The organism is Kosakonia sp. HypNH10 (genome assembly GCF_029850615.1).
GTDB classification, from domain to species: Bacteria; Pseudomonadota; Gammaproteobacteria; order Enterobacterales; family Enterobacteriaceae; genus Kosakonia; species Kosakonia cowanii.
This window is the reverse complement of sequence record NZ_JAOTIU010000003.1, coordinates 24905-44784: the sequence shown is the minus strand read 5'-3', so window position 1 is coordinate 44784 and position 19880 is coordinate 24905. Positions and strand designations below refer to the sequence as shown.

The 19880-nt window shown below is 52.4% G+C and carries 22 protein-coding genes and 3 tRNA genes; 6 read left to right on the top strand and 19 right to left on the bottom strand.

Annotated features, from left to right (window positions below):
- Nucleotides 1-351, bottom strand: a complete 351-nt coding sequence (gene flhD, locus N7V53_RS09630) for a flagellar transcriptional regulator FlhD (protein WP_023480187.1) — start codon at nt 349-351, stop codon at nt 1-3.
- A 778-nt stretch (nt 352-1129) separates the two neighbouring features.
- Between flhD and uspC the strand changes: the two genes are divergently transcribed.
- Nucleotides 1130-1555 carry a universal stress protein UspC gene (gene uspC / locus N7V53_RS09625; RefSeq protein WP_279793215.1) on the top strand — a complete coding sequence of 142 codons (426 nt, stop codon included), beginning with the start codon at nt 1130-1132 and terminating at the stop codon, nt 1553-1555.
- Nucleotides 1556-1596: 41 nt separating this feature from the next.
- On the opposite strand, the gene otsA is transcribed toward uspC, so the two are convergent.
- From otsA to azuC, 8 genes are all read right to left on the bottom strand, one after another.
- Nucleotides 1597-3021: an alpha,alpha-trehalose-phosphate synthase gene (gene otsA, locus N7V53_RS09620; protein WP_279793214.1), complete on the bottom strand. Its 1425-nt coding sequence runs from the start codon at nt 3019-3021 to the stop codon at nt 1597-1599.
- Nucleotides 2996-3802, bottom strand: coding sequence for a trehalose-phosphatase (gene otsB / locus N7V53_RS09615; RefSeq protein WP_023480150.1), 807 nt, complete (start codon nt 3800-3802; stop codon nt 2996-2998). Before otsB ends, otsA begins: the two co-directional genes overlap by 26 nt.
- Nucleotides 3803-3987: 185 nt before the next feature.
- On the bottom strand, nt 3988-4971 hold the full coding sequence (araH, locus tag N7V53_RS09610; RefSeq protein WP_023480059.1) for an L-arabinose ABC transporter permease AraH: 984 nt from the start codon (nt 4969-4971) through the stop codon (nt 3988-3990).
- 14 nt (nt 4972-4985) lie between these two features.
- Nucleotides 4986-6500, bottom strand: coding sequence for an L-arabinose ABC transporter ATP-binding protein AraG (gene araG, locus N7V53_RS09605; protein ID WP_054803254.1), 1515 nt, complete (start codon nt 6498-6500; stop codon nt 4986-4988).
- Nucleotides 6501-6570: 70 nt separating this feature from the next.
- Nucleotides 6571-7551 (bottom strand): arabinose ABC transporter substrate-binding protein, encoded by a 981-nt coding sequence (locus tag N7V53_RS09600; RefSeq protein ID WP_128482714.1) that lies wholly within the window; start codon nt 7549-7551, stop codon nt 6571-6573.
- Between the two features lie 318 nt (nt 7552-7869).
- Complete coding sequence (locus N7V53_RS09595; RefSeq protein ID WP_279793213.1) at nt 7870-8427, bottom strand: DJ-1 family glyoxalase III; 558 nt, start codon at nt 8425-8427, stop codon at nt 7870-7872.
- Nucleotides 8428-8544: 117 nt separating this feature from the next.
- Nucleotides 8545-8796, bottom strand: coding sequence for a DUF2766 family protein (locus tag N7V53_RS09590; RefSeq protein WP_023480161.1), 252 nt, complete (start codon nt 8794-8796; stop codon nt 8545-8547).
- 117 nt (nt 8797-8913) lie between these two features.
- Nucleotides 8914-8997 carry a stress response protein AzuC gene (gene azuC / locus N7V53_RS09585; RefSeq protein WP_017458329.1) on the bottom strand — a complete coding sequence of 28 codons (84 nt, stop codon included), beginning with the start codon at nt 8995-8997 and terminating at the stop codon, nt 8914-8916.
- Nucleotides 8998-9211: 214 nt separating this feature from the next.
- Here azuC and N7V53_RS09580 point away from each other — a divergent pair, with 214 nt between their 5' ends.
- Nucleotides 9212-10633 carry an MFS transporter gene (locus N7V53_RS09580; protein WP_279793211.1) on the top strand — a complete coding sequence of 474 codons (1422 nt, stop codon included), beginning with the start codon at nt 9212-9214 and terminating at the stop codon, nt 10631-10633.
- 13 nt (nt 10634-10646) lie between these two features.
- Nucleotides 10647-10781, top strand: a complete 135-nt coding sequence (locus N7V53_RS09575; RefSeq protein WP_279793210.1) for a hypothetical protein — start codon at nt 10647-10649, stop codon at nt 10779-10781.
- Between the two features lie 107 nt (nt 10782-10888).
- Here N7V53_RS09575 and N7V53_RS09570 read toward each other — a convergent pair whose 3' ends face one another.
- The gene (locus N7V53_RS09570) at nt 10889-11527 is read right to left on the bottom strand and encodes an RpiB/LacA/LacB family sugar-phosphate isomerase (protein ID WP_023480165.1); all 639 of its coding nucleotides are present in this window, start codon (nt 11525-11527) and stop codon (nt 10889-10891) included.
- A gap of 239 nt (nt 11528-11766) precedes the next feature.
- Between N7V53_RS09570 and yecR the strand changes: the two genes are divergently transcribed.
- From yecR to tyrP, 3 genes are all read left to right on the top strand, one after another.
- Complete coding sequence (yecR, locus tag N7V53_RS09565; RefSeq protein ID WP_023480136.1) at nt 11767-12099, top strand: YecR family lipoprotein; 333 nt, start codon at nt 11767-11769, stop codon at nt 12097-12099.
- A 209-nt stretch (nt 12100-12308) separates the two neighbouring features.
- Nucleotides 12309-12806 carry a non-heme ferritin gene (gene ftnA / locus N7V53_RS09560; RefSeq protein WP_023480186.1) on the top strand — a complete coding sequence of 166 codons (498 nt, stop codon included), beginning with the start codon at nt 12309-12311 and terminating at the stop codon, nt 12804-12806.
- Nucleotides 12807-13058: 252 nt separating this feature from the next.
- Entirely contained in the window at nt 13059-14270 is a 1212-nt protein-coding gene (gene tyrP / locus N7V53_RS09555; RefSeq protein WP_279793209.1) for a tyrosine transporter TyrP, read from the top strand.
- A 47-nt stretch (nt 14271-14317) separates the two neighbouring features.
- On the opposite strand, the gene N7V53_RS09550 is transcribed toward tyrP, so the two are convergent.
- The 9 genes from N7V53_RS09550 to uvrY all read right to left on the bottom strand — a co-directional run bounded on the left by N7V53_RS09550 (nt 14318) and on the right by uvrY (nt 19561).
- Nucleotides 14318-14767 (bottom strand): DUF943 family protein, encoded by a 450-nt coding sequence (locus N7V53_RS09550; RefSeq protein WP_279793208.1) that lies wholly within the window; start codon nt 14765-14767, stop codon nt 14318-14320.
- A complete protein-coding gene (locus tag N7V53_RS09545) occupies nt 14764-15630 on the bottom strand; it encodes a DUF3289 family protein (RefSeq protein ID WP_279793207.1) in 867 nt (288 codons plus the stop codon). Before N7V53_RS09545 ends, N7V53_RS09550 begins: the two co-directional genes overlap by 4 nt.
- A gap of 218 nt (nt 15631-15848) precedes the next feature.
- Complete coding sequence (locus tag N7V53_RS09540; protein ID WP_279793206.1) at nt 15849-15980, bottom strand: hypothetical protein; 132 nt, start codon at nt 15978-15980, stop codon at nt 15849-15851.
- Between the two features lie 39 nt (nt 15981-16019).
- A tRNA-Leu gene (locus N7V53_RS09535) sits at nt 16020-16106 on the bottom strand.
- Between the two features lie 12 nt (nt 16107-16118).
- Nucleotides 16119-16192, bottom strand: a tRNA-Cys gene (locus N7V53_RS09530).
- Between the two features lie 54 nt (nt 16193-16246).
- Nucleotides 16247-16322, bottom strand: a tRNA-Gly gene (locus N7V53_RS09525).
- A gap of 148 nt (nt 16323-16470) precedes the next feature.
- Entirely contained in the window at nt 16471-17019 is a 549-nt protein-coding gene (gene pgsA / locus N7V53_RS09520) for a CDP-diacylglycerol--glycerol-3-phosphate 3-phosphatidyltransferase (protein WP_023480080.1), read from the bottom strand.
- A gap of 56 nt (nt 17020-17075) precedes the next feature.
- Entirely contained in the window at nt 17076-18908 is a 1833-nt protein-coding gene (gene uvrC, locus N7V53_RS09515) for an excinuclease ABC subunit UvrC (RefSeq protein ID WP_124967963.1), read from the bottom strand.
- The gene (gene uvrY / locus N7V53_RS09510) at nt 18905-19561 is read right to left on the bottom strand and encodes a UvrY/SirA/GacA family response regulator transcription factor (protein ID WP_042712093.1); all 657 of its coding nucleotides are present in this window, start codon (nt 19559-19561) and stop codon (nt 18905-18907) included. Before uvrY ends, uvrC begins: the two co-directional genes overlap by 4 nt.
- Between the last annotated feature and the right edge of the window lie 319 nt (nt 19562-19880).

Here is a 19880-nt window from a genome sequence, read left to right as displayed (position 1 = left end):
TTAAGCCCTTTTCTTCCTGGCCGCGTCGCCGTTTTTAGATGATTCGTTGAGCAGGCGGGTTGAAAGCAAAATACCGGTATGGACTTGCTGCAAGTCATCCACACGCGATTCCTGGGTCAGACGAGTGATTGTCTGATGATTGTCAAAACGGAACTGACAGATAAGCTGATTGGTTTCAGCCAATTTCACCATTTGCGGCAGGGTTAATTCACCCAGCGTGTTTGCCATCTCTTCATTAATCCCTAAACGGAACATGGCGGAGGCTTTGTCCTGGCTAATCAGACGCTGAGCAAGGAGTAAATATGACAGATTGATATCGTAAACGTGTTTCAGCAACTCGGATGTATGCATTTTTCCCATCCAGAATAACCAACTTGAATCTTATGCGGCTAAGCCGCACCCCGTGATGTCGCCGGGAAAAAACCCGGTATAAAAAAGAAAGGCTAAATGCATAACTGACTCAGGATCTCGCGAGCAAGGCGCTTCGTTGAGATGTTAATGCCTTGCTGCTCTCTTAATCATTTCTTACAAAGAACTAAGATTTTTCCTAATTCGACGCAACTGTACTCGTAGGTGCTGAGACATACAATCTGAACAGAGCGGGAATTTGAAATTTTTGTGATCCACGTCACATAATTTACGTGATTATTGATCAGAAATCTATCAGTCTCGCTTGTGATTTGATGTTTTATTGCTCGATTGAACCCTTTTTTATTCCACTAGTACGAATACTAATGCAGTACCAACCGCAAAAAAGCGCTACTGGTCAGAGGTATGACATGCTAGAAAGCCTCGATTCAGCAAAACGTATCTATTGCAGACACATAAATAAATATACTTACAAAACAATAAGTTAAGATTTTAGTGCTGCTAATTAGTTGACTTAAGTTACCATTTCGATTTCGTTAATGAGCCTGATGAACTGCGGAGGAATTTAGCGATATATTCTTTAAATTTCAGTTAGGTATTCAATTTTGGTTAACATGCTTATTATATGTACGCTCTGTTACGTAAGAATAATTAATGAATATTTATGATTACCTTCACAGAGTGGCAATGTTCGTGGCTTGCGCTGGAGCGTGAAACAGAGTAATGGTGAGAAAAACTGGAATACCTCGTGGAGAACGCAATGGCCTACGCGCATCTTCTGGTTGCGGTGGCGATGACCCCGGAAAGTCATCAGCTACTCGCCAAAGCGATTGATATTGCTCGCCCTTCTCACGCCCGCATCACATTAATTACCCTTGCCGCCGACCCCGAACTCTACAATCAGCTTGCTGCACCGATGATGGAGAGTGTCCGAACCCTCTTACAAGAAGAATTGCAACAGTTTCTTAACGAATTGGTAACCAATACAACTTATCCGATTGAGCAGACGCTGATCGCCACGGGCGAATTGTGTGAGCATATCGCGCATGTCTGCCGCACCAGGGGGGTCGATCTGGTGATATGCGGCAACCATAACCAGACCTTTTTCTCGCGGGCGGCCTGTTCGGCGAAGAGTATTGTGAAGAACAGCGAGGTAGATGTGCTGCTGGTGTCGCTGAAGGGATAAAAAAACGCTCCCGTTTTCGCGGGAGCGTTCTGTTTTACGGCTTAAGCCAGTTTCGGGAAGGTCGCCACTTTGTTTTGTAGCTCGCTCTGCGCGCTACGTGGCGTGATTTGCTTTAGGTCGCTGATAAACCTCTGCTGCCAGTGGTCGATATCATTATCCTGAATGATCTTCAGCATCTCCGCATGGCGCGAAATACGCTCTGCCAGCGGCATGCGCAGCGCACGGTCGAGTGCCGCAGCCACATCGTCACGATCGTAAGGGTTAACCAGCAATGCGGAAGTCAGCTCGTTCGCCGCACCGGCAAACTGCGACAGCACCAGCACCCCCGGGTTTTCCGGATCCTGCGCCGCCACGTACTCTTTCGCTACCAGGTTCATACCGTCACGCAGTGGCGTCACCAGACCCACTTCGGCGTAACGGAAGACCTTCATCAGCACTTTGCGATCGAAATGCTGGTTGAGGTAGTAGAGCGGCGTCCAGCCAAGCTGGCCATATTTACCGTTAATACGCCCCGCTTCCGTCTCCAGCTGGTGACGGATATCCTGATAAGCCTGCACTTCACCGCGCGAGGTCGGCGCAATCTGCGTATAGCGGATTTTGCCGTGGTGCTCGGGGAATTTCTCCAGCAGCGTCTCATAAGCGAGGAAACGCTCCGGTAAACCTTTGGAGTAGTCCAGACGCTCAACGGAGAAGATGTTCTTCACATTCTTCAGCTCCGCTTTCAGTTGCGCCAGTTTAGGCGGCAGCGGGCCGGATGCCTGCTGAGCAATCTCATTCGGCTCAATACCGATCGGGTAGACTTCGGTACGGAAATTTCTGCCCCACGCCATATGCTCTTTACTGTTACGCGTGCTGAGGCGCGTCTGCATCGACACGCTGTCGAGGAACGCGGTGCGATCGCTCTCGGTCTGGAAGCCGAGCAGATCGTAATCGCACAGCTGCTCCAGCAGCTCCGCATGCGGCGGCAGGGCGTTGAAGATCTCCGGCGTCGGGAAAGGAATGTGCAGGAAGAAGCCAATCTGGTTTTTCACGCCGCGTTTACGCAGCTCGTTGGCAAACGGCAGCAGGTGATAATCGTGGATCCAGAGAATGTCATCCTCTTTCAGCAGCGGCACCAGCTTATCGGCCAGTAAGGCGTTCACTTCCTGATAGCCATCCCACGCTTCGCGCTGGAATTTCACCAGGTCGAGACGGTAGTGGAAAGCGGGCCACAGCACGGCGTTAGAAAACTGATTGTAATACTGCTCGTGATGCTCTTCGCTGAGGTTGAAGGAGACCCAGGTAATGTTCCCTTTGCTCACCTCTTTCAACGGTTGATCTTCATCGCCGATTTCGCCGCTCCAGCCAAACCAGACGCCGCCTGCGGCTTTCAGTGCGCCCAAAATACCGACTGCCAGTCCGCCAGCACTGGCTTTTTTATCATCAGGCGGTGCAATTCGATTAGATACTACGACTAAGCGACTCATAGCCATCTCTCCTGTTTGTTAGCGCCTTTTCTTCTTGTTTTTGATACTCGGACATACGTTCCAACCAGTGATGAACATCCCGAACGTCGTTCAGCCGCCACTGTGCGTGGGTTTCGCCTGAACCGACTTTAATCGAGATACCGCCCAGTTTATTGACGGTTTCAAAACCATGTTCATCAGTAAGATCGTCACCAAGAAACACCGGTTTCCTGCCGGTGAAGGGCGGCGTGCGCAGAAAGGCTTCAATGGCCGCGCCCTTATGAATGTCTGACGGTTTCAGTTCAACCACACATTTGCCTGGCTGCATGGCCAGTTGCGGGAAGGTATCAACCATCTGTTGGGCCAGGGCAAAGACCGCTTCTTCATGCTGCGGTGCCTGGCGATAGTGCAGTGCGAATGCCATCCCTTTGGTTTCCAGCACGACGCCGTCAAGCGACGCCAGCCCGTGCCGAAGCGCCTGCTCCAGCGGAATAAGCACCTCTTTCGGTAATGTCACCCGCTCCGTTTGACCGGAGATATCGCGCCGCTCTGCCCCGTGAACACCGGCAAGCGGGAAACGATACGGTTTAACGAGCTCATCAAGCTCGCTAATAGAGCGCCCTGAAATTAACGCCAGCGCGCCGTTATTCATCTCTGCAAGCAATGAAAGTCTGGTCAGCACCTGTTCCGGAATGAAAACTTCATCCGGGCGCGGTTTAATATCAGCGAGGGTGCCATCCAAATCGAAAAAAAAGGCAAAATCACCGGAAAAGAGAGGCGGTTTTGATAACGCGTCGTCCACCCTTGTTTCCTCCTTACATTCATCATGTGAGCCGATATTTCGCTGCGGCCCATTATCATTAGCTATGTAAGTATAGACAGTGTGACGCCGCTCGCCATTTTAACAATGAAAGACCAGCCGCATTCGCGGCTGGTTAAAGGGGGAATTACACTGAAAGGTTGTGTCGATAATTTAAGCAGTTAGCGTTATACCGTGCGCTTCGCTTTCTGCTTGTAACGGTCGAAGATCACTGCTGCCAGTAGGATCAGACCGCGTACGACGTACTGCGAGAAGGGGGAGATATTGAGCAGGTTCATGGCGTTCTCAACGGTGCCAAGAATCAGAATACCTGCCACTACATACGAGATTTTTCCTATGCCGCCTTTGAGCGAAACCCCACCCAATACGCAGGCCGAAATGACGATCAGCTCATAACCGATGGAGGTCATCGGCTGTCCGCTGGTCATGCGCGAAGCGAGAATAATCCCCGCCGCCGCCGACACCAGCCCGGAAAGCACAAAGATGATGATTTTGGTACGCACCACCGGCACACCAGCCAGCCGAGCGGCCTCTTCATTACCGCCAATCGCCAGCGTATTGCGACCAAAGGTGGTGCGATTAAGCAGAAAGCCGAAGATAATCAGGCAGCCAACCGTCAGCCAGATTGGCGCAGGCAAACCCAGCCAGTTAGCGTAGCCAAGCTCGAAGAAACGCTCATCTTCGATGCCGACCGCTTTACCATCAGAGATGATATAAGCCAGCCCGCGTACAATCTGCATGGTCGCAAGGGTTGTGATCAGGGCGTTGATCTTTAAGCGGGCAATGACGAAACCGTTAATAAAGCCGCTGACCACACCGAGCAGCAAACCGGCGGCAACGCCGATCCACAAGCTTTCGCTGAGGTTAATCACCACCGCCGTGGTCACACCGGCGCAGGCAATCACCGAGGCGACCGAGAGATCGAAATCGCCGGAGGCGAGGCAGAAAAGCATGCCGCAGGCAACCATTCCGGACATTGAGATCGCCAGCCCCAGCCCCTTCATATTGACGAAGGAGGCGAAGTTCGGCACAAACACCGCGCAGCCGATAAACAGCACCGCGAAGACCACCAGCATGCCAAACTGATCCCAGATGCGTCCGACGCTAAAGGGCGACTTTTTCGGCGCGCGGGCCGTTGTTAAAGATGACATCGTTTTCTCCTCACTCAGGCGACCGCCTGGCTCACTTTTGGCATAGCCAGGCTCAACACCTGCTGTTCATCACTCTGTCCGTGTAGCACCTCACCGGCAATCTCCCCTTCGCGCATCACCACGATGCGGTCGGCAACGCCGAGCACTTCGGGTAAGTCACTTGAAGCAAAGAGCACCGCGACGCCACGCGCGGCCAGCGCGTATATCACGTTGTAAATCTCATGCTTGGCACCCACATCAATACCGCGCGTCGGCTCATCGAGCAGGATCACTTTCATCTCCTCCGACAGCCAGCGACCGAGGATCGCCTTCTGCTGGTTGCCGCCGGAGAGATTCATAATCAGCTGTTCGGCACCGGGGGTTTTGATATTGAGCGCGCGAATATGGTGCGCGGCGTTCTCGCTCTCCCAGCCATCGTTTATCAGGCAGCCTGCGCGAATGTATTTACGCCGGGCGCTGATATTGATGTTCTCCTGCACCGAGTGCACCGGGATAATCCCTTCGGCTTTACGATCTTCCGGGCAGAGCATCATCCCTGCGCGAATGGCGTGGGCGGGTTTCTGGATGTTGATCGCTTCGCCATCGATAAAGACCTGCCCTTCGGTGATCTTCGTCCCGCCGAACAGCCCTTTCATGAGTTCGCTGCGCCCGGCACCGACCAGACCAAAGAGGCCAACGATTTCGCCGCTGCGCACGTTTAAGCTGATGGGCGTGCGTACGCCCGGCGCTTTCACCTGCTCCAGACGCAGACGCTCTTCGCCACAGGGGCGCGGTTGCCAGCCATAGATATCGCCCAGTTCGCGCCCGACCATTGCCTGTACCAGCTGATCGTGGTTGACCTGCTGCATATCGCTAAAGGTGCGCACGTAGCGGCCATCTTTAAAGACGGTAATGGCGTCGCTGAGGGCAAAAATCTCCTCCATACGGTGCGAAACATAGAGGATCACCCTGCCCTCTTTGCGCAGTTCGCGGATCACGCGGAACAGGTTGTCAATTTCACGTGCCGAAAGGGAACTGGTCGGTTCGTCAAAGGCGATCACTTTGGCGTTGCGCGCCAGCGCTTTGGCAATCTCCACCATCTGCCATTGACCGATAGAGAGATACTTAAGTGGCGTCTGGGGATCGATATCCAGCCCCAGATGCTGTAATTGCAGGCCCGCTTCGTAGTTGAGCAGCGAGCGGTTCACAATGCCGCCTTTTTGCGGCAGTTGACCAAGGTAGATATTTTCCGCGACGGTCATCTCCGGCACCAGGTGCAGCTCCTGATAGATGATCGCCACGCCGGCATTCAGCGCCGCAGTGGTGTCGCTAAACACCACCTCTTCGCCTTTGATCGCCAGCGTACCGCCGGTGGGGGCGTAGTTACCGCTGAGGATCTTCAGCAGGGTGGATTTCCCCGCGCCATTTTCGCCCATCAGCGCGTGCACCTGCCCGGCATAACAGTCAAAAGTGATATCGCTCAGCGCTTTGACGCCGGGAAAGGTTTTGCTGATGCCGCGAAACGAAAGATAGGGAGTGGAGTGTTGCATAACGTCTCCGTGAAGCAGTTGAGGGTACGACAGGCTCCCCGTTTGCACGGGGAGCGCAACCGACAGAGCCTTACAGTCCTTTCTTCGCCAGCTCTTCTTTGAAGTTATCACGGGTGATCAGCACCACATCGGTCACCGCGGTGAACTTCGGCGGCTCAACGCCTTTGGTCACCCAGTTGTAGAGCAGCTCGCTGGTTTTATAGCCATGCACGTCCGGGCTTGGCAGCAGAGATCCATAGAAGCCGGTGGCCTGCCCTTTCGACAGTTCACTCACCGCATCGACACCGTTAATACCGATGCCAATCACATCTGCCGCTTTAAAGCCCTGGCCTTCAGTGGCGCGCACGCCGCCCAGCACGGTGTTATCGTTCATACCGAGCACCAGCCAGTGTTTCACTTCCGGGTGCTGTACCAGCAGGGAGTTACCGGCATCGAATGCGCCGGGGATATCGTTAGATTTGGTCGGCACCTGGTAGATCTGTTTTTCCGGGAAGCCGGCTTTTTTCAGCGCGTCCATCGAGCCGGAGGTACGGCGACGGGCGGTGTCGAGTTCGTTCGCAGTAATTGCCATCACGCCGGTCTCTTTTACGTCCCAGCCGCGTTTTTGCATCTCTTTATAAAGCTCTTCGCCCTGACGCGCGCCGATTTCGCTGGCCGCCATCATCACCAGCGGAACGGTCTCCATCGGCTTGCCTTTGGCATTGACGAACTGGTCATCGACGGCAATCACTTTCATGTCGTAACCGCGTGCTTTCGCCATGATAGCGGAGCCCAGTTTCGGATCCGGCGTACAGATGACAAACCCTTTCGCGCCGCTGGCCGCCAGGCTATCAATGGCGTTCAGCGTTTTTTCGCCATCCGGGACGGCGATTTTAATCACCTCGAAACCTAACTCTTTGCCCGCTTTGTCAGCGAATTTCCACTCAGTCTGGAACCAGGGTTCTTCCGGCTGTTTAACCAGAAACCCGAGCTTCATGGTTTCAGCGATAGCGGATTGTGACATAACGGCAGCCAGGCCGATGGCCGCCAACGCTTTAGTGAATTTGTGCATGGTAAACTCCGGCTTAAACACGCTTTTATGTAGGGAACAGAAATAATTGCTATTGTTAAAAGTTCAAAAAACAAGGCATTAGCGCCCATGCATCAGATGGACATCTGTGCTGGAAATAGTTTTAGCGGGAAATTGATTCTCCATAGGAGAGCGGCATCACACGGCTGAATTACAGTAATTCCGTACATAAATTCAGCGGATTTAGCCATAAAGTCGGCGGCTTTTGTCAGACAAATCGCAAGGGTGAAAGCAGGATAATCCATAACGTCAGCCAGCTTATCCTTGTACCCGGCCACAGGGCGCGGCCGGGCGAAACGATTACCAGCGGTAGTAGATGTGATCGGCGTGTTCGCGAACGGGTTTTTCGTCGCCCAGCAGGCGCGCGGCAAGCGTAAAGGCAAAGTCGAAAGCGTGTCCCAGACCTTTGCCGCTGATCAGGTTGCCATCTTCAACGACCGGCGCATCGACATACTCGCCATCTTGCACCTGTTGATAGAGATCGCCGGAACAGACATACCGACGCCCGTTGAGGAGATTGTTGCCGCCCAGCACGCGCGCAGCGGCGGAGCAGAGGGGGCAGATCAGTTTACCTGCCGCATCGTGGGCTTTAACAAATTGCACGACATCGCTGCTGGCCGCGAGGTTGACGCTCCCCTGCGGCCCGCCGGGCAGGACGATGGCATCGAACAGCGTCCCTTGCCGCTCGGACAAGGTGCTGTCTGCCACCATAGGAATGGCGTGATAGCTGACCACCGCGCGGTAATCCGCGCAGGCCAGCGTCTCTACTTCAATCTCTAAGCGGCGCAAAATATCAATAGTGATAATCGCTTCCGCTTCTTCAAAACCCGGCGCTAACAATACCGCCACTTTTTTCATGACCGACTCCTTGCCGTTGAGGTCAGGTGAAACAGGTGGCGTTATTGTTGATCAAAACAGCGTTTCAAAATCCTCGCTGCGTCACAGACCCGTGGCCGGATGTCGATAATATGCGCGTTAGTGCGCTTCGCCCTGCGGGGTGAACTTCAGTTCGATCAGCGCAATGGCTTTTTGAATCGCCCGGCGCGTCACCGGATCGGCGGCGGCGGGATGGGTCGAGAAGTCGATGGTTTTAAGCTGGTTAGCCATTTTTTCACGCACTTCGACCGGCGCGATCACGTCAATCACATCAAGGATCTGTTTGATGACCAGCTGGCAGGCGACAACGTCAGAGACCAGCTCCTGGTCGGCGGGGGTGTTTTGCGACATGGGAAGCTCCTTATTGAAAGGGCGCCATAGTAGCGGGAAACGGCGGGCATGAGTAGTTTTGCGCGCGGCCGCGTTGCGCAGAGACAAAAAAACCTGCCGCAGCAGGTTTTTTTATTCTCAGAACATCGCGCCAGGCGGTACGTCTTTGAAGGTCTTGCAATAGGTTTCAAACATATGCTTCAGGATTTTACGCAGTTTCATCTTTCACTCCGGCAAATAGTCAGGCAGGTGCTGAGCCTCAATGGGCGACATAATATGACGCCCGTCACAAAAATCAATCTATCTGAGAGCGAAATCACGTTTCAAAAAATGAAACTGGCGTAGTTTTATGAGCAATCTGATGTCAAATCCGACAGTTAGCGCGCTAAAAATATTTTTAGCTTCTTCAATTATTTTTGTGGATGGCAGACTCTCAATGACCGAAAGTTCCCCTGCGCAAACGCGAGGCGCGGTTTCTCCCGCTGCATTACTGGTCGCGGGCGCCTTCTTTATGGAGTTTATTGATGGCACGGTGATCGCCACCGCGCTGCCGGATATGGCAAAAACCTTTGGCGTCGAAGCGGTGGCGCTCAATATCGGTATCAGCGCCTATCTGATTACGCTTGCTGTACTGATCCCCGCCAGCGGCTGGATCGCCGATCGCTTCGGCGCGCGCACCATCTTTACGCTGGCGCTGGCAATCTTCACCTTCGCCTCGGTGCTGTGCGGGCTCTCCACCAGCGTCGAGATGTTTGTGGCGATGCGCATTTTGCAGGGCATGGGCGGCGCGCTGATGGTGCCGGTCGGGCGGCTGGCGGTGCTGCGCACCACGCCCAAACATCAGCTGATTACCGCTATCGCTACGCTGACATGGCCGGCGCTGGTGGCCCCGATTATCGGCCCGCCGCTCGGCGGGTTTATTACCCACTACGCGGACTGGCGCTGGATTTTCTTTATTAATGTGCCGCTCGGACTGCTGGGGATGGCGCTGGCACTGCGCATTATTCCCAACATCCGTGAAGAGGAGCGCCGCCCCTTCGACTTAACCGGCTTTCTCACCACCAGCATCGCGATGGTGAGCTTGGTGTACGCAATGGAAGCGCTCGGTTCGCAACACCCACAGGGTGGATTGACGCTGGCACTGCTGACGCTTGGCGCGGTGATGTTTGCCTTTACGCTGCGCCATTTCCGCCGCCACGCGTGGCCAATGATCCGCCTCGACGCGATGCAGGTGCCGACCTTTCGCGTCACTATGTATGGCGGTTCGCTGTTCCGCGCCTCGATCAGCGCGGTGCCGTTTCTGCTGCCGCTGCTGTTTCAGGTCGGGTTTGGTATGGATCCCTTCCACGCCGGGCTGCTGGTGCTGGCGGTGTTTGCCGGGAATTTGTCCATTAAACCGGCGACCACGCCGCTTATCCGCTGGCTCGGCTTTCGTAAGCTGCTGTTGATTAACGGCGCGCTAAATGTGATTGCGTTGCTGGCCTGCGCGTTTCTTACCGCCGATACGCCGGTGTGGCTGATCTTTGCCATCCTCTACCTTGGCGGCGTCTTTCGCTCGGTGCAGTTTACCGGCGTCAGCACGCTGGCGTTTGCCGATGTGCCTGCCGCGCAGATGAGTTATGCCAATACGCTGTTTAGCACGGCGACACAGCTGGCGGTGGGGCTTGGCATTACGCTTGGCGCGATTGGCATTCGCCTTGGCGAGCATATCAGCGGCTGGTTAGGGCTCGGCGGGATGGAAGGGATCAGTTTCCGGCTGGCGTTTGTCTTTATTGCGTTGATCTGTCTGGTGGGAATGATTGATACGCTGCGCTTGACGGAGGATGCCGGCAGCGCGGTGTCGCAGAAAAGTCGTTAAACAGAGATGCCGGATGGCGGCTTACGCCTTATCCGGCCTACGCGTACTGGCGTTTGTCTTTATTGCGTTGATCTGTCTGGTGGGAATGATTGATACGCTGCGCTTGACGAAGGATGCCGGCAGCGCGGTGTCGCAGAAAAGTCGTTAAACAGAGATGCCGGATGGCGGCTTACGCCTTATCCGGCCTACGGGTGCGCATAGCGAAATTTGCTCCCGTAGGCCTGATAAGCGCAGCGCCATCAGGCAAGATGACTATCAGGCCAGCACTTCACGCACGAAGGCTTCGATCTCTTTATTCTGGCAGTTCTCGAAGAAGCACTGCTGGAAACGCTCGCCGGAAACGGCGGTTTTCACCAGTTCGCGATCGATGGCGCGCAGCGTATCGAGATAGTTCTCTTTCACCACCGCTGCTTTCACCTGGTTCAGGATCCCGGCGTTACGCACCTGCGGCTCTTTACGCTCCGGCGGATAACCTTCCCCGTTGCGGCCAGTAAAGGCTTTCTCAAAGATAAAGCGCACATTCAGCTCTGCGCCCCAGCCAAAGCCTTTAGCAAACGGCAGCGCCAGCGCGTTACCGTTGTTGATCTGCGCGAACAGGAAGGCGTCGGCCGGATCGATACAGTAACCGCAGACCACGCCCGGATGGATGTTCAGCGACATCAGCGCGCCCTGCCCGGTGCCGCAGCCGGTCACCACGAAATCCACCGCTTTAGAGTTGAGCAGAATGCTGGCCATAATGCCGAGGTGGATATAGGTCAGATGATGGTCATTTTCGTCGCTCATGCCGACGTTATACACCGGGAAATCTTTCTCATCGGCTACGGTTTTCAGCTCTTTGAGAATGATGGCGTTTTTCGCCGCCTGGCTGTTTTCCATCATCAGTGCAATTTTCATTTTCATCTCCTGTGGACGTGCTTCGGATAGCAAAGGTTACCTAAACCTTACTACCTCACAAACATACTTTCAAATTTAGTGAAAAATGGTTTTAAAAATCAAAAGCCGCCTCACAGTTTTGAGCGACCCGCTCCTGCCGTCCTGATTAGTAGAGGGTGTTCGGGGGGTTATTCCGTCGATTGCCGCACAAAGGGGGCGATTAAGATGAGAAGATGCAAAAAATGAAGCAGAGCAACGTCATGAAGAGAGTCGTTATTGCCGCCACGCTGTTACTCCTTGCCGGGTGCACCATCACCAAAGAAGCAGAAGTGAGCAGTGTGGACACCACCAGCGGCGTGGTGCGTCTGAGCTTTAATCAGCAGATGATGCAGACCGCGCGTTATGATGAGTATGTCGCACAGGGCACCGCCAACAAACAGTGCCAGCAGTTGGGTTACGCTACCGCCGTGGCATTTGGCCAACCGGTGCAGACCTGTAGTTTGATCAGCGGTTCGGGCTGCATGAACACCAAAATCACCATTCAATATCAGTGTCGCGGTATCGCTATCGACCCCAACCGCGCGGCCTGGTAAATTCTGAAGCCAGCTATTATTGCTGGCTTTTTCTTTTATTAATAATCAAAACAATTCTCATTCATTTAAATATCCTTCCGGCAATGCGTGTTATTCGCATTCTCTTTATTAATCAAACGCTTTATTATTTTACCTTTTGCAAATAATTAAATAACAAATTATAGTGGCGGCACTTTCCCCTGTTATTTTTTTAATTCCGGAGCCGTGCGATGTTAAAAGCAGAGATGATCGAAAAACTCAACGAACAGATGAATCTGGAACTCTTCTCCTCCCTGCTCTATCAACAGATGAGCGCATGGTGCAGCTATCACAGTTTTGAAGGCGCCGCCGCGTTTCTGCGCCGCCACGCGCAGGAAGAGATGACCCATATGCAGCGCCTGTTCGACTACCTGACGGACACTGGCAGCCTGCCGCGCATCGCAAATATTGCTTCACCGGTCGCAGAGTATGCCTCCCTTGATGAACTGTTCCGCGCGACTTACGAACATGAGCAGCATATTACGCAAAAAATTAATGAGCTGGCGCATGTTGCGATGATGTCGCAGGATTATCCGACCTTTAATTTCCTGCAGTGGTATGTTGCCGAGCAGCATGAAGAAGAGAAACTCTTTAAATCGGTAATTGATAAATTAACGCTGGCGGGTAAAAGTGGTGAAGGCCTCTACTTTATTGATAAAGAGCTGGCGACCCTCGACGCACAAAATTAATAATAAGGGCGGTGCAGTTAATTCTGTACCGCCTTTTTTCTTTCTGCTCCACAACACTCCTCTCTGATTATCCTCTGTCACAAAATGCCTGATTCCGCACTTAACACCAGCGGGGGTTGCTCTTTTTCGTCCGCACGATAAAGCGTAAACAAAAGATTACATCAGATGTAACGGTCATTTGACGAAACGGTGGAATTATCTTACTCTGCGCCGCGTATTGCGTGTGCAGTGAGTTCAGAAATAGAGGAAAGTGTGAAAAATCGGGCACTTGGAAGTGTATTTATTGTCGCTGGCACCACCATTGGTGCGGGCATGCTGGCGATGCCGCTGGCAGCAGCGGGCGTAGGGTTTGCAACGACGCTGGGGCTGCTTTTCATCTTATGGGCAGTGATGTGTTACACCGCGCTGCTGCTGCTTGAAGTCTATCAGCATGTTCCGGCTGAGACCGGGCTGGGCTCGCTGGCGCAGCGCTATCTGGGTCGTTACGGACAGTTGATCACCGGCTTCAGCATGATGTTTCTGATGTATGCGCTAACGGCTGCCTATATCAGCGGTGCTGGCGAGTTGCTTGCTTCAAGTATCAGCGAGTGGTTTAACGTTTCGCTCTCGTCGAGCGCGGGCGTGCTGATCTTTACGCTGGTGGCTGGCGGCGTTGTCTGCATTGGCACCTCGCTGGTCGATCTCTTCAACCGTTTTCTCTTCAGCGCCAAAATCCTCTTTTTGGTGGTTATGCTGGCATTGTTAATGCCGCATGTTCATCAGGCTAACCTGCTGACTATGCCGCTGGAAAAAGGGCTGGCGCTCTCAGCGTTGCCGGTGATTTTTACCTCGTTCGGTTTTCACGGCAGCGTGCCGAGCATTGTCAGCTATATGGGCGGCAACATTCGCCAGCTGCGCAAAGTGTTTATTACCGGTAGCGCTATTCCGCTGGTGGCGTATATCTTCTGGCAGCTGGCGACCCTTGGCAGCATCGACTCTCATACCTTTATGGGCCTGCTTGCCAGCCAGTCAGGGCTGAATGGCTTGTTGCTGGCGCTGCGCGATGTCGTCGCCTCCGCACATGTCGAACTGGCGATCCACCTTTTTGCCGATCTGGCGCTGGCTACCTCATTCCTCGGCGTCTCGCTGGGCCTGTTTGATTACCTCGCCGATCTGTTCCGTCGCCGCAATAGTGTCAGCGGCCGCTTGCAAACCGGCATCATCACCTTTCTGCCGCCGCTGGCGTTTGCCCTCTTCTACCCGCGCGGTTTTGTGATGGCGCTCGGTTACGCAGGCGTTGCGCTTGCGGTATTAGCCCTGCTGTTGCCGTCGATGCTGGCGTGGCAGAGCCGCAAACACCACCCGCAAAGCGGTTACCGCGTGCTGGGCGGGAAACCGGCGCTGTGCCTGATCTTCGCCTGCGGTATCGCCATTATTACTATTCAGTTTTTGATTGTGGCAGGATGGTTGCCGGAAGTGGGTTAATACGAGGGCGCTCTGACTGGAGCGCCTTATTTTTGTGATCAGAAAGATTATTTTCTTTTTTTGAGAGCACCATCAGGGGCTTGGATATAGACGGAGTCATCGAATGTGTATCGCATGTTTCCCTCACGCGTCTTAGCAACAATCATCAGGTTGTCTTTATCAATACAATTCTTAGGCTCAGGCATATCATCAAAGCAGAGTCGATCATATTTCCCTAATTCTTTGTAACCTTCACCAAAAGCCCAAAAGTAAACACGAAATAACCCATCGCTATCGACTTTGGGAACCTTGTACTCCTTGAAAAGCCTGTCCTTATGATCCATCCACCATTCTATTTTTCCTTTGGCTGTCAGAGGCATATGATCGACTATGATGCTTGAATAAGCTTTATCCTGATGAACGGCAATGATTTTGACGGGACGGTGATTCAGATAAATATATACTGCAATAAATATAAAAAATAATATTGCTACTATAACAACCTTTTTTCTTCTCATTGAAACATTCCTCCATGAATCTTGATCACTGTTTCCATGTTAGTAAAAAAAGGCTTAAAGCCGAAAACATTGTAGCGCTGTAATACAAACCAAATCCTGAAAAACCGATGTCCAAAAAATAAACTTTTCTTTATATCTTCGTCATCAAGCCCGAAATGATCTTGTGCCGTGTATTTGACTATAGCCTGCCATTTATTTTCATAAACATTCATTGAAATCAATTTGATATTTATTGCATAAATATCGTGCACAGTAATACCTAAACCATTCAAATTATCTTTAAAACGTGAGAATTTCGGTAAAATAGAGTTCTGAATAGATGATTCAATACTATAAAAGGAACTTTCGTGCAATGTTTTATCTTTATAGTTAACTTTATCGTTGATAGCGTCTACTATAGCCTTTAAAGAACTCTGCTCCGAACTATCATTTACTATCTGATTTCTTAAGGCCATGTTCAAAGCGGCGTCCTGAAAAGCAGCACCATTTTGTGTTTGCCAATGCGTGATCATTTTAGTTATCAACTGCCTGTATGCACCGTACATGGCGAACTGACTTGATAGAGAACGCATTTCATCAAACATAATATTGCTACATTCCAGACGGGATATAGTCTTACCTTTTTTTAAAGCACCACTCAGAAGGCCATCGTAATAAGCGGGGCGAGGAGTTATTAACGTCGGAGTCTGCTCAAGTTTGTATGGATCAACTTTTGTAGAAACATCTGTTAAACGAAAGTCTCTTTTTAACTGTTCTTCGGTTAAATCACCACATTTCATATCCGCTGCTGACCTATGATCCATCTGGCGTTTTGTAGCAAAGATAGTCACAGGCAATCCTAAAGCCACCACAGATACCTCCATAAATCACATCCATTAATGAATAGATTAGCGAAAAAAATGCATCAGTGAAACTCCAAAATCTGGTACCTGCAACTTAAATTTCTACGAGAATCGTTCATTCAGAGAGAAGAAGTGAGATCGTATCAGGAATGGGCTAAGTGTACTAACAGCATAAATATAACGCCTTCGATATCAAGGTAGCTAGCGACTCGGACTAATTAGGGTCAGTCAAATACCCTTTATGCAATGAGATAAAACAGCAGAATTTCGTCAGCCACGGTTGCGGGATGGCAATGTTCCTGACTTGAGATGGCGAAAGCCTGACGAAGCCAGATTTCAGGCACAAAAAAACCACCTTTCGGTGGTTTCACGACACTGCTTATTGCTTTGATTATTCTGCTTTTTCCCCATGGTACCCGGAGCGGGACTTGAACCCGCACAGCGCGAACGCCGAGGGATTTTAAATCCCTTGTGTCTACCGATTCCACCATCCGGGCTCGGGAAGAAATTGGAGGCGCGTTCCGGAGTCGAACCGGACTAGACGGATTTGCAATCCGCTACATAACCGCTTTGCTAACGCGCCAAAATCCTTCAGGCTTTTCAGCCAGCACCCGCTGTAACAGCCGATGCGTAAAACTGGAGCGGGAAACGAGACTCGAACTCGCGACCCCGACCTTGGCAAGGTCGTGCTCTACCAACTGAGCTATTCCCGCGTCATCAAGCGTGTTGTAATCGCTTGATTTTATTATCTTCTGGCAAGCTATGCCGCCTTCCGATGCGTTGCATTCTACTTACCTGACGCAATGAGTCAACGATATTTTTCAAAAGCACGATCGTTTGCTGAAATTTGCGACGAAACGATCACGGTTCGAGCAGATCGCCGCGCGCAGCGTTGAGATATTGCAGCATCGACCACAGCGTCAGCACTGCGGCGACAAAGAAGAGCGCAATGCCGGCGTACTCAACCCACTGGTTCGGTCGCCACAGCAGCCACACCAGCGCCACCATCTGCGCCGTGGTTTTGACTTTACCAATCCAGGAGACCGCCACACGGCTACGCTTGCCCATCTCTGCCATCCACTCGCGCAGGGCGGAGATGATAATTTCACGGGCGATCATCGTTGCCGCAGGCAGCGTCACCCACCAGCTGTGATAGTGCTCCGCCACCAGCACCATCGCGATCCCGACCAGCACCTTATCGGCCACCGGATCGAGAAAAGCGCCAAAGCGCGTGCTCTGGTTCCAGCGGCGCGCCAGATAACCGTCAAACCAGTCAGTTACCGCCGCGCAGCAAAAAATAAGGGCGCAGACAAACGGCGCCCAGTTGAACGGCAGATAGAACGCCAGAACGAAAAACGGGATCAGGATGACGCGAAAAAGGGTGAGCAACGTAGGAATATTGAATCGCATGTTGGCGTTAACTGTCTGTTGTCCGTAAAATTTCGCTCTATGTTGCTACAGAGCCCCTAATGTTTCAACGAGTAGAAGATCTTTTCTGCCAGACCTTGCGAGATGCCCGGCACTTTCGCAATTTCCTCAATGCTGGCGTTCTGTAACCCTTGCAGACCGCCCATATATTTCAGCAGCATCTGCCGGCGTTTCGGCCCCACCCCTTCGATGGTTTCGAGCGAACTGGTGTTCTTCACCTTCGCCCGTTTTTTACGGTGTCCGCTAATGGCGTGATCGTGCGATTCATCGCGAATATGCTGAATCACATGCAGCGCGGGCGAATCCGGCGGCAGGCTGAAGCCCTCCCCTTCCGGCTCGAAAAAGAGCGTCTCTAAACCGGCTTTACGATCTGCGCCCTTCGCCACCCCCAGCAACAGCGGCTTATGTTTATCCCACGGCACATCCAGCTCGGCAAATACGGTTTTCGCCTGACCCAGTTGCCCTTTACCGCCATCAATCAGGATCACATCGGGGATCTTGTTCTCTTCAATGGCTTTACCATAGCGGCGGCGCAGCACTTGGTTCATCGCCGCATAGTCGTCGCCCGGCGTAATGCCGGTGATGTTATAGCGGCGATACTCGGCGCGCACCGGCCCGTTGGGGTCAAACACCACGCAGGAGGCGACCGTCTGCTCGCCCATAGTATGGCTGATATCGAAGCACTCCATGCGTTTGACCGCAGGCAGATTAAGCACGCTCGCCAGCGCGGCAAGCCGCTGATGGACGGTCGACTGCTGAGAAAGCTTAGTACTGAGCGCCGTCGCAGCATTGGTGCGAGCCAGCTTCAGATAACGGGCGCGATCGCCACGCGGTTTGGTCTGCACATTGACTTTGCGCCCGGCCAGCTCTGAGAGGGAATCACCCAGCAGGGTTTTATCAGTAAGGTCGAAGTCAAGCAGGATTTCGCCCGGCAGCGTGCGCATCTGGCTGCCCTGCAGATAAAACTGGCCGACAAAGGTTTCGACCACTTCGCCAAGCTCGGTGCCGCCCGGCACTTTCGGGTAGTAGCTGCGGCTGCCGAGAACCTTGCCCTGGCGGATAAACAGCACATGGACGCAGGCCATGCCAGCATCAAACGCCACGCCAATAACATCCAGATCGTCGCCATTATTGGAAACGAACTGTTTCTCCGTTACGCGGCGTACTGCCTGGATTTGATCGCGCACGCGCGCGGCTTCTTCAAAATCGAGCGCCTGGCTGGCTTTCTCCATTCGCGCGATAAGCTGGGTCAGCACCTGATCGTCTTTACCAGCGAGGAACAGCCGCACGTAGTCAACCTGTTGCGCGTACTCCTCTTCGCTCACCAGCCCCTCGACGCACGGGCCAAGGCAGCGGCCAATCTGGTATTGCAGGCACGGACGAGAGCGGTTGCGATAGACGCTGTTTTCGCACTGGCGAACAGGGAAGATTTTTTGCAACAACGCCAGCGTTTCCCGCACCGCGTAGCCGTTCGGGAAGGGGCCGAAATACTCCCCTTTCGCATGCTTCGCGCCGCGATGGGTTGCCAGACGAGGGTGCGTGTCGTTGCTGAGGAAGATAAACGGATAAGATTTATCGTCCCTGAGCAGAACGTTGTAGCGAGGCTGGTAAAGCTTGATGTAGTTGTGCTCCAGCAGCAGCGCTTCGGTCTCCGTGTGCGTGACGGTCACGTCGATCTGTTGGATCTGCGCGACCAGCGCTTCGGTTTTGCGCGAGGCAAGATTGCTGCGGAAGTAGCTGGAAAGACGTTTTTTCAGGTCTTTTGCTTTACCGACATAGATAACGGTACCGCCGGTGTCATACATGCGATAGACACCGGGCTTACTGGTTACCGTTTTCAGAAAGGCTCTGGAATCAAAAACTTCAGTCACTGACTTATTAACGTCTCCGCATTGCACAAACCATGGCGAATGGCGAGGTGCGTCAGTTCGACGTCACCGTGAATGTTCAGTTTACTGAACATCCGATAGCGATAGCTGTTCACCGTTTTCGGGCTCAGATGCAGCTGCTCTGAGATCTCATTGACCTTCTGGCCCTTTGTGATCATCAGCATAATCTGCAATTCACGTTCCGACAAACTGTCGAACGGTGAATCTGTCTTTTCTGGCTCGATTTGGCTAAGCGCCATCTGTTGTGCAATGTCAGAAGCGATATAGCGTTGGCCTGAGTGAACGCAGCGAATGGCGTTAACCACGTCCTGCGGCGCAGCGCCTTTCGTGAGATAACCCGCAGCGCCAGCCTGCATCACTTTGGCGGGCAAGGGGTTTTCGGTGTGAACGGTAAGCATGATGACTTTTGTGTCGGCACTGCCGCGCGCGATTTTACGCGTCGCTTCAAGGCCGCCGATACCGGGCATATTCATATCCATGAGAACAACATCAACCGCATTGGTACGACACCATTTAATGGCGTCTTCACCGCAGTTGACCTCACCCGTCACTTTTATGCCCTTAATATCTTCGAGAATGCGTCGTATCCCTGCGCGCACCAGTTCATGGTCATCAACAAGTAGTACGTTGATCAAAGGAGTATCTCCGGAAAAGGGATAACGCTGCGAAAACTAATTCGGCATATATTAGCTTTTTTTTAGCCCATAATGAAAGGCAAAAAAACAACGAACGCCAATTTTGTTCTCGTTTTTGGAAATGAAGTTGTACATAAGCTGGAAACTTTTTTCAATATAAAAAACGAAGCGGTAAAATCATAATTTCTTTCTTTTCAGAAAGTTAGCAAAATACGCAGGATTATGCAGAAGAAATTACCCTAATAGAGTTGTTACAGCAATTAACCACGCTTAACGCGCGCTAAACATATATTTGATGTGCAACAATATAACAGTCTTA

Excerpts from the sequence above, each read along its gene's own strand:
- araG (WP_054803254.1), bottom strand. The coding sequence starts at position 6,500 with ATGCAACACTCCACTCCCTATCTTTCGTTTCGCGGCATCAGCAAAACC.
- otsA (WP_279793214.1), bottom strand. The coding sequence starts at position 3,021 with ATGAGTCGCTTAGTCGTAGTATCTAATCGAATTGCACCGCCTGATGAT.
- N7V53_RS09590 (WP_023480161.1), bottom strand. The coding sequence starts at position 8,796 with ATGTCGCAAAACACCCCCGCCGACCAGGAGCTGGTCTCTGACGTTGTC.
- azuC (WP_017458329.1), bottom strand. The coding sequence starts at position 8,997 with ATGAAACTGCGTAAAATCCTGAAGCATATGTTTGAAACCTATTGCAAG.
- araH (WP_023480059.1), bottom strand. The coding sequence starts at position 4,971 with ATGTCATCTTTAACAACGGCCCGCGCGCCGAAAAAGTCGCCCTTTAGC.
- ftnA (WP_023480186.1), top strand. The coding sequence starts at position 12,309 with ATGTTAAAAGCAGAGATGATCGAAAAACTCAACGAACAGATGAATCTG.
- N7V53_RS09595 (WP_279793213.1), bottom strand. The coding sequence starts at position 8,427 with ATGAAAAAAGTGGCGGTATTGTTAGCGCCGGGTTTTGAAGAAGCGGAA.
- N7V53_RS09545 (WP_279793207.1), bottom strand. The coding sequence starts at position 15,630 with ATGGAGGTATCTGTGGTGGCTTTAGGATTGCCTGTGACTATCTTTGCT.
- yecR (WP_023480136.1), top strand. The coding sequence starts at position 11,767 with ATGAAGAGAGTCGTTATTGCCGCCACGCTGTTACTCCTTGCCGGGTGC.
- pgsA (WP_023480080.1), bottom strand. The coding sequence starts at position 17,019 with ATGCGATTCAATATTCCTACGTTGCTCACCCTTTTTCGCGTCATCCTG.
- N7V53_RS09550 (WP_279793208.1), bottom strand. The coding sequence starts at position 14,767 with ATGAGAAGAAAAAAGGTTGTTATAGTAGCAATATTATTTTTTATATTT.
- flhD (WP_023480187.1), bottom strand. The coding sequence starts at position 351 with ATGCATACATCCGAGTTGCTGAAACACGTTTACGATATCAATCTGTCA.
- uspC (WP_279793215.1), top strand. The coding sequence starts at position 1,130 with ATGGCCTACGCGCATCTTCTGGTTGCGGTGGCGATGACCCCGGAAAGT.
- N7V53_RS09580 (WP_279793211.1), top strand. The coding sequence starts at position 9,212 with ATGACCGAAAGTTCCCCTGCGCAAACGCGAGGCGCGGTTTCTCCCGCT.
- N7V53_RS09575 (WP_279793210.1), top strand. The coding sequence starts at position 10,647 with ATGGCGGCTTACGCCTTATCCGGCCTACGCGTACTGGCGTTTGTCTTT.
- N7V53_RS09570 (WP_023480165.1), bottom strand. The coding sequence starts at position 11,527 with ATGAAAATTGCACTGATGATGGAAAACAGCCAGGCGGCGAAAAACGCC.
- N7V53_RS09600 (WP_128482714.1), bottom strand. The coding sequence starts at position 7,551 with ATGCACAAATTCACTAAAGCGTTGGCGGCCATCGGCCTGGCTGCCGTT.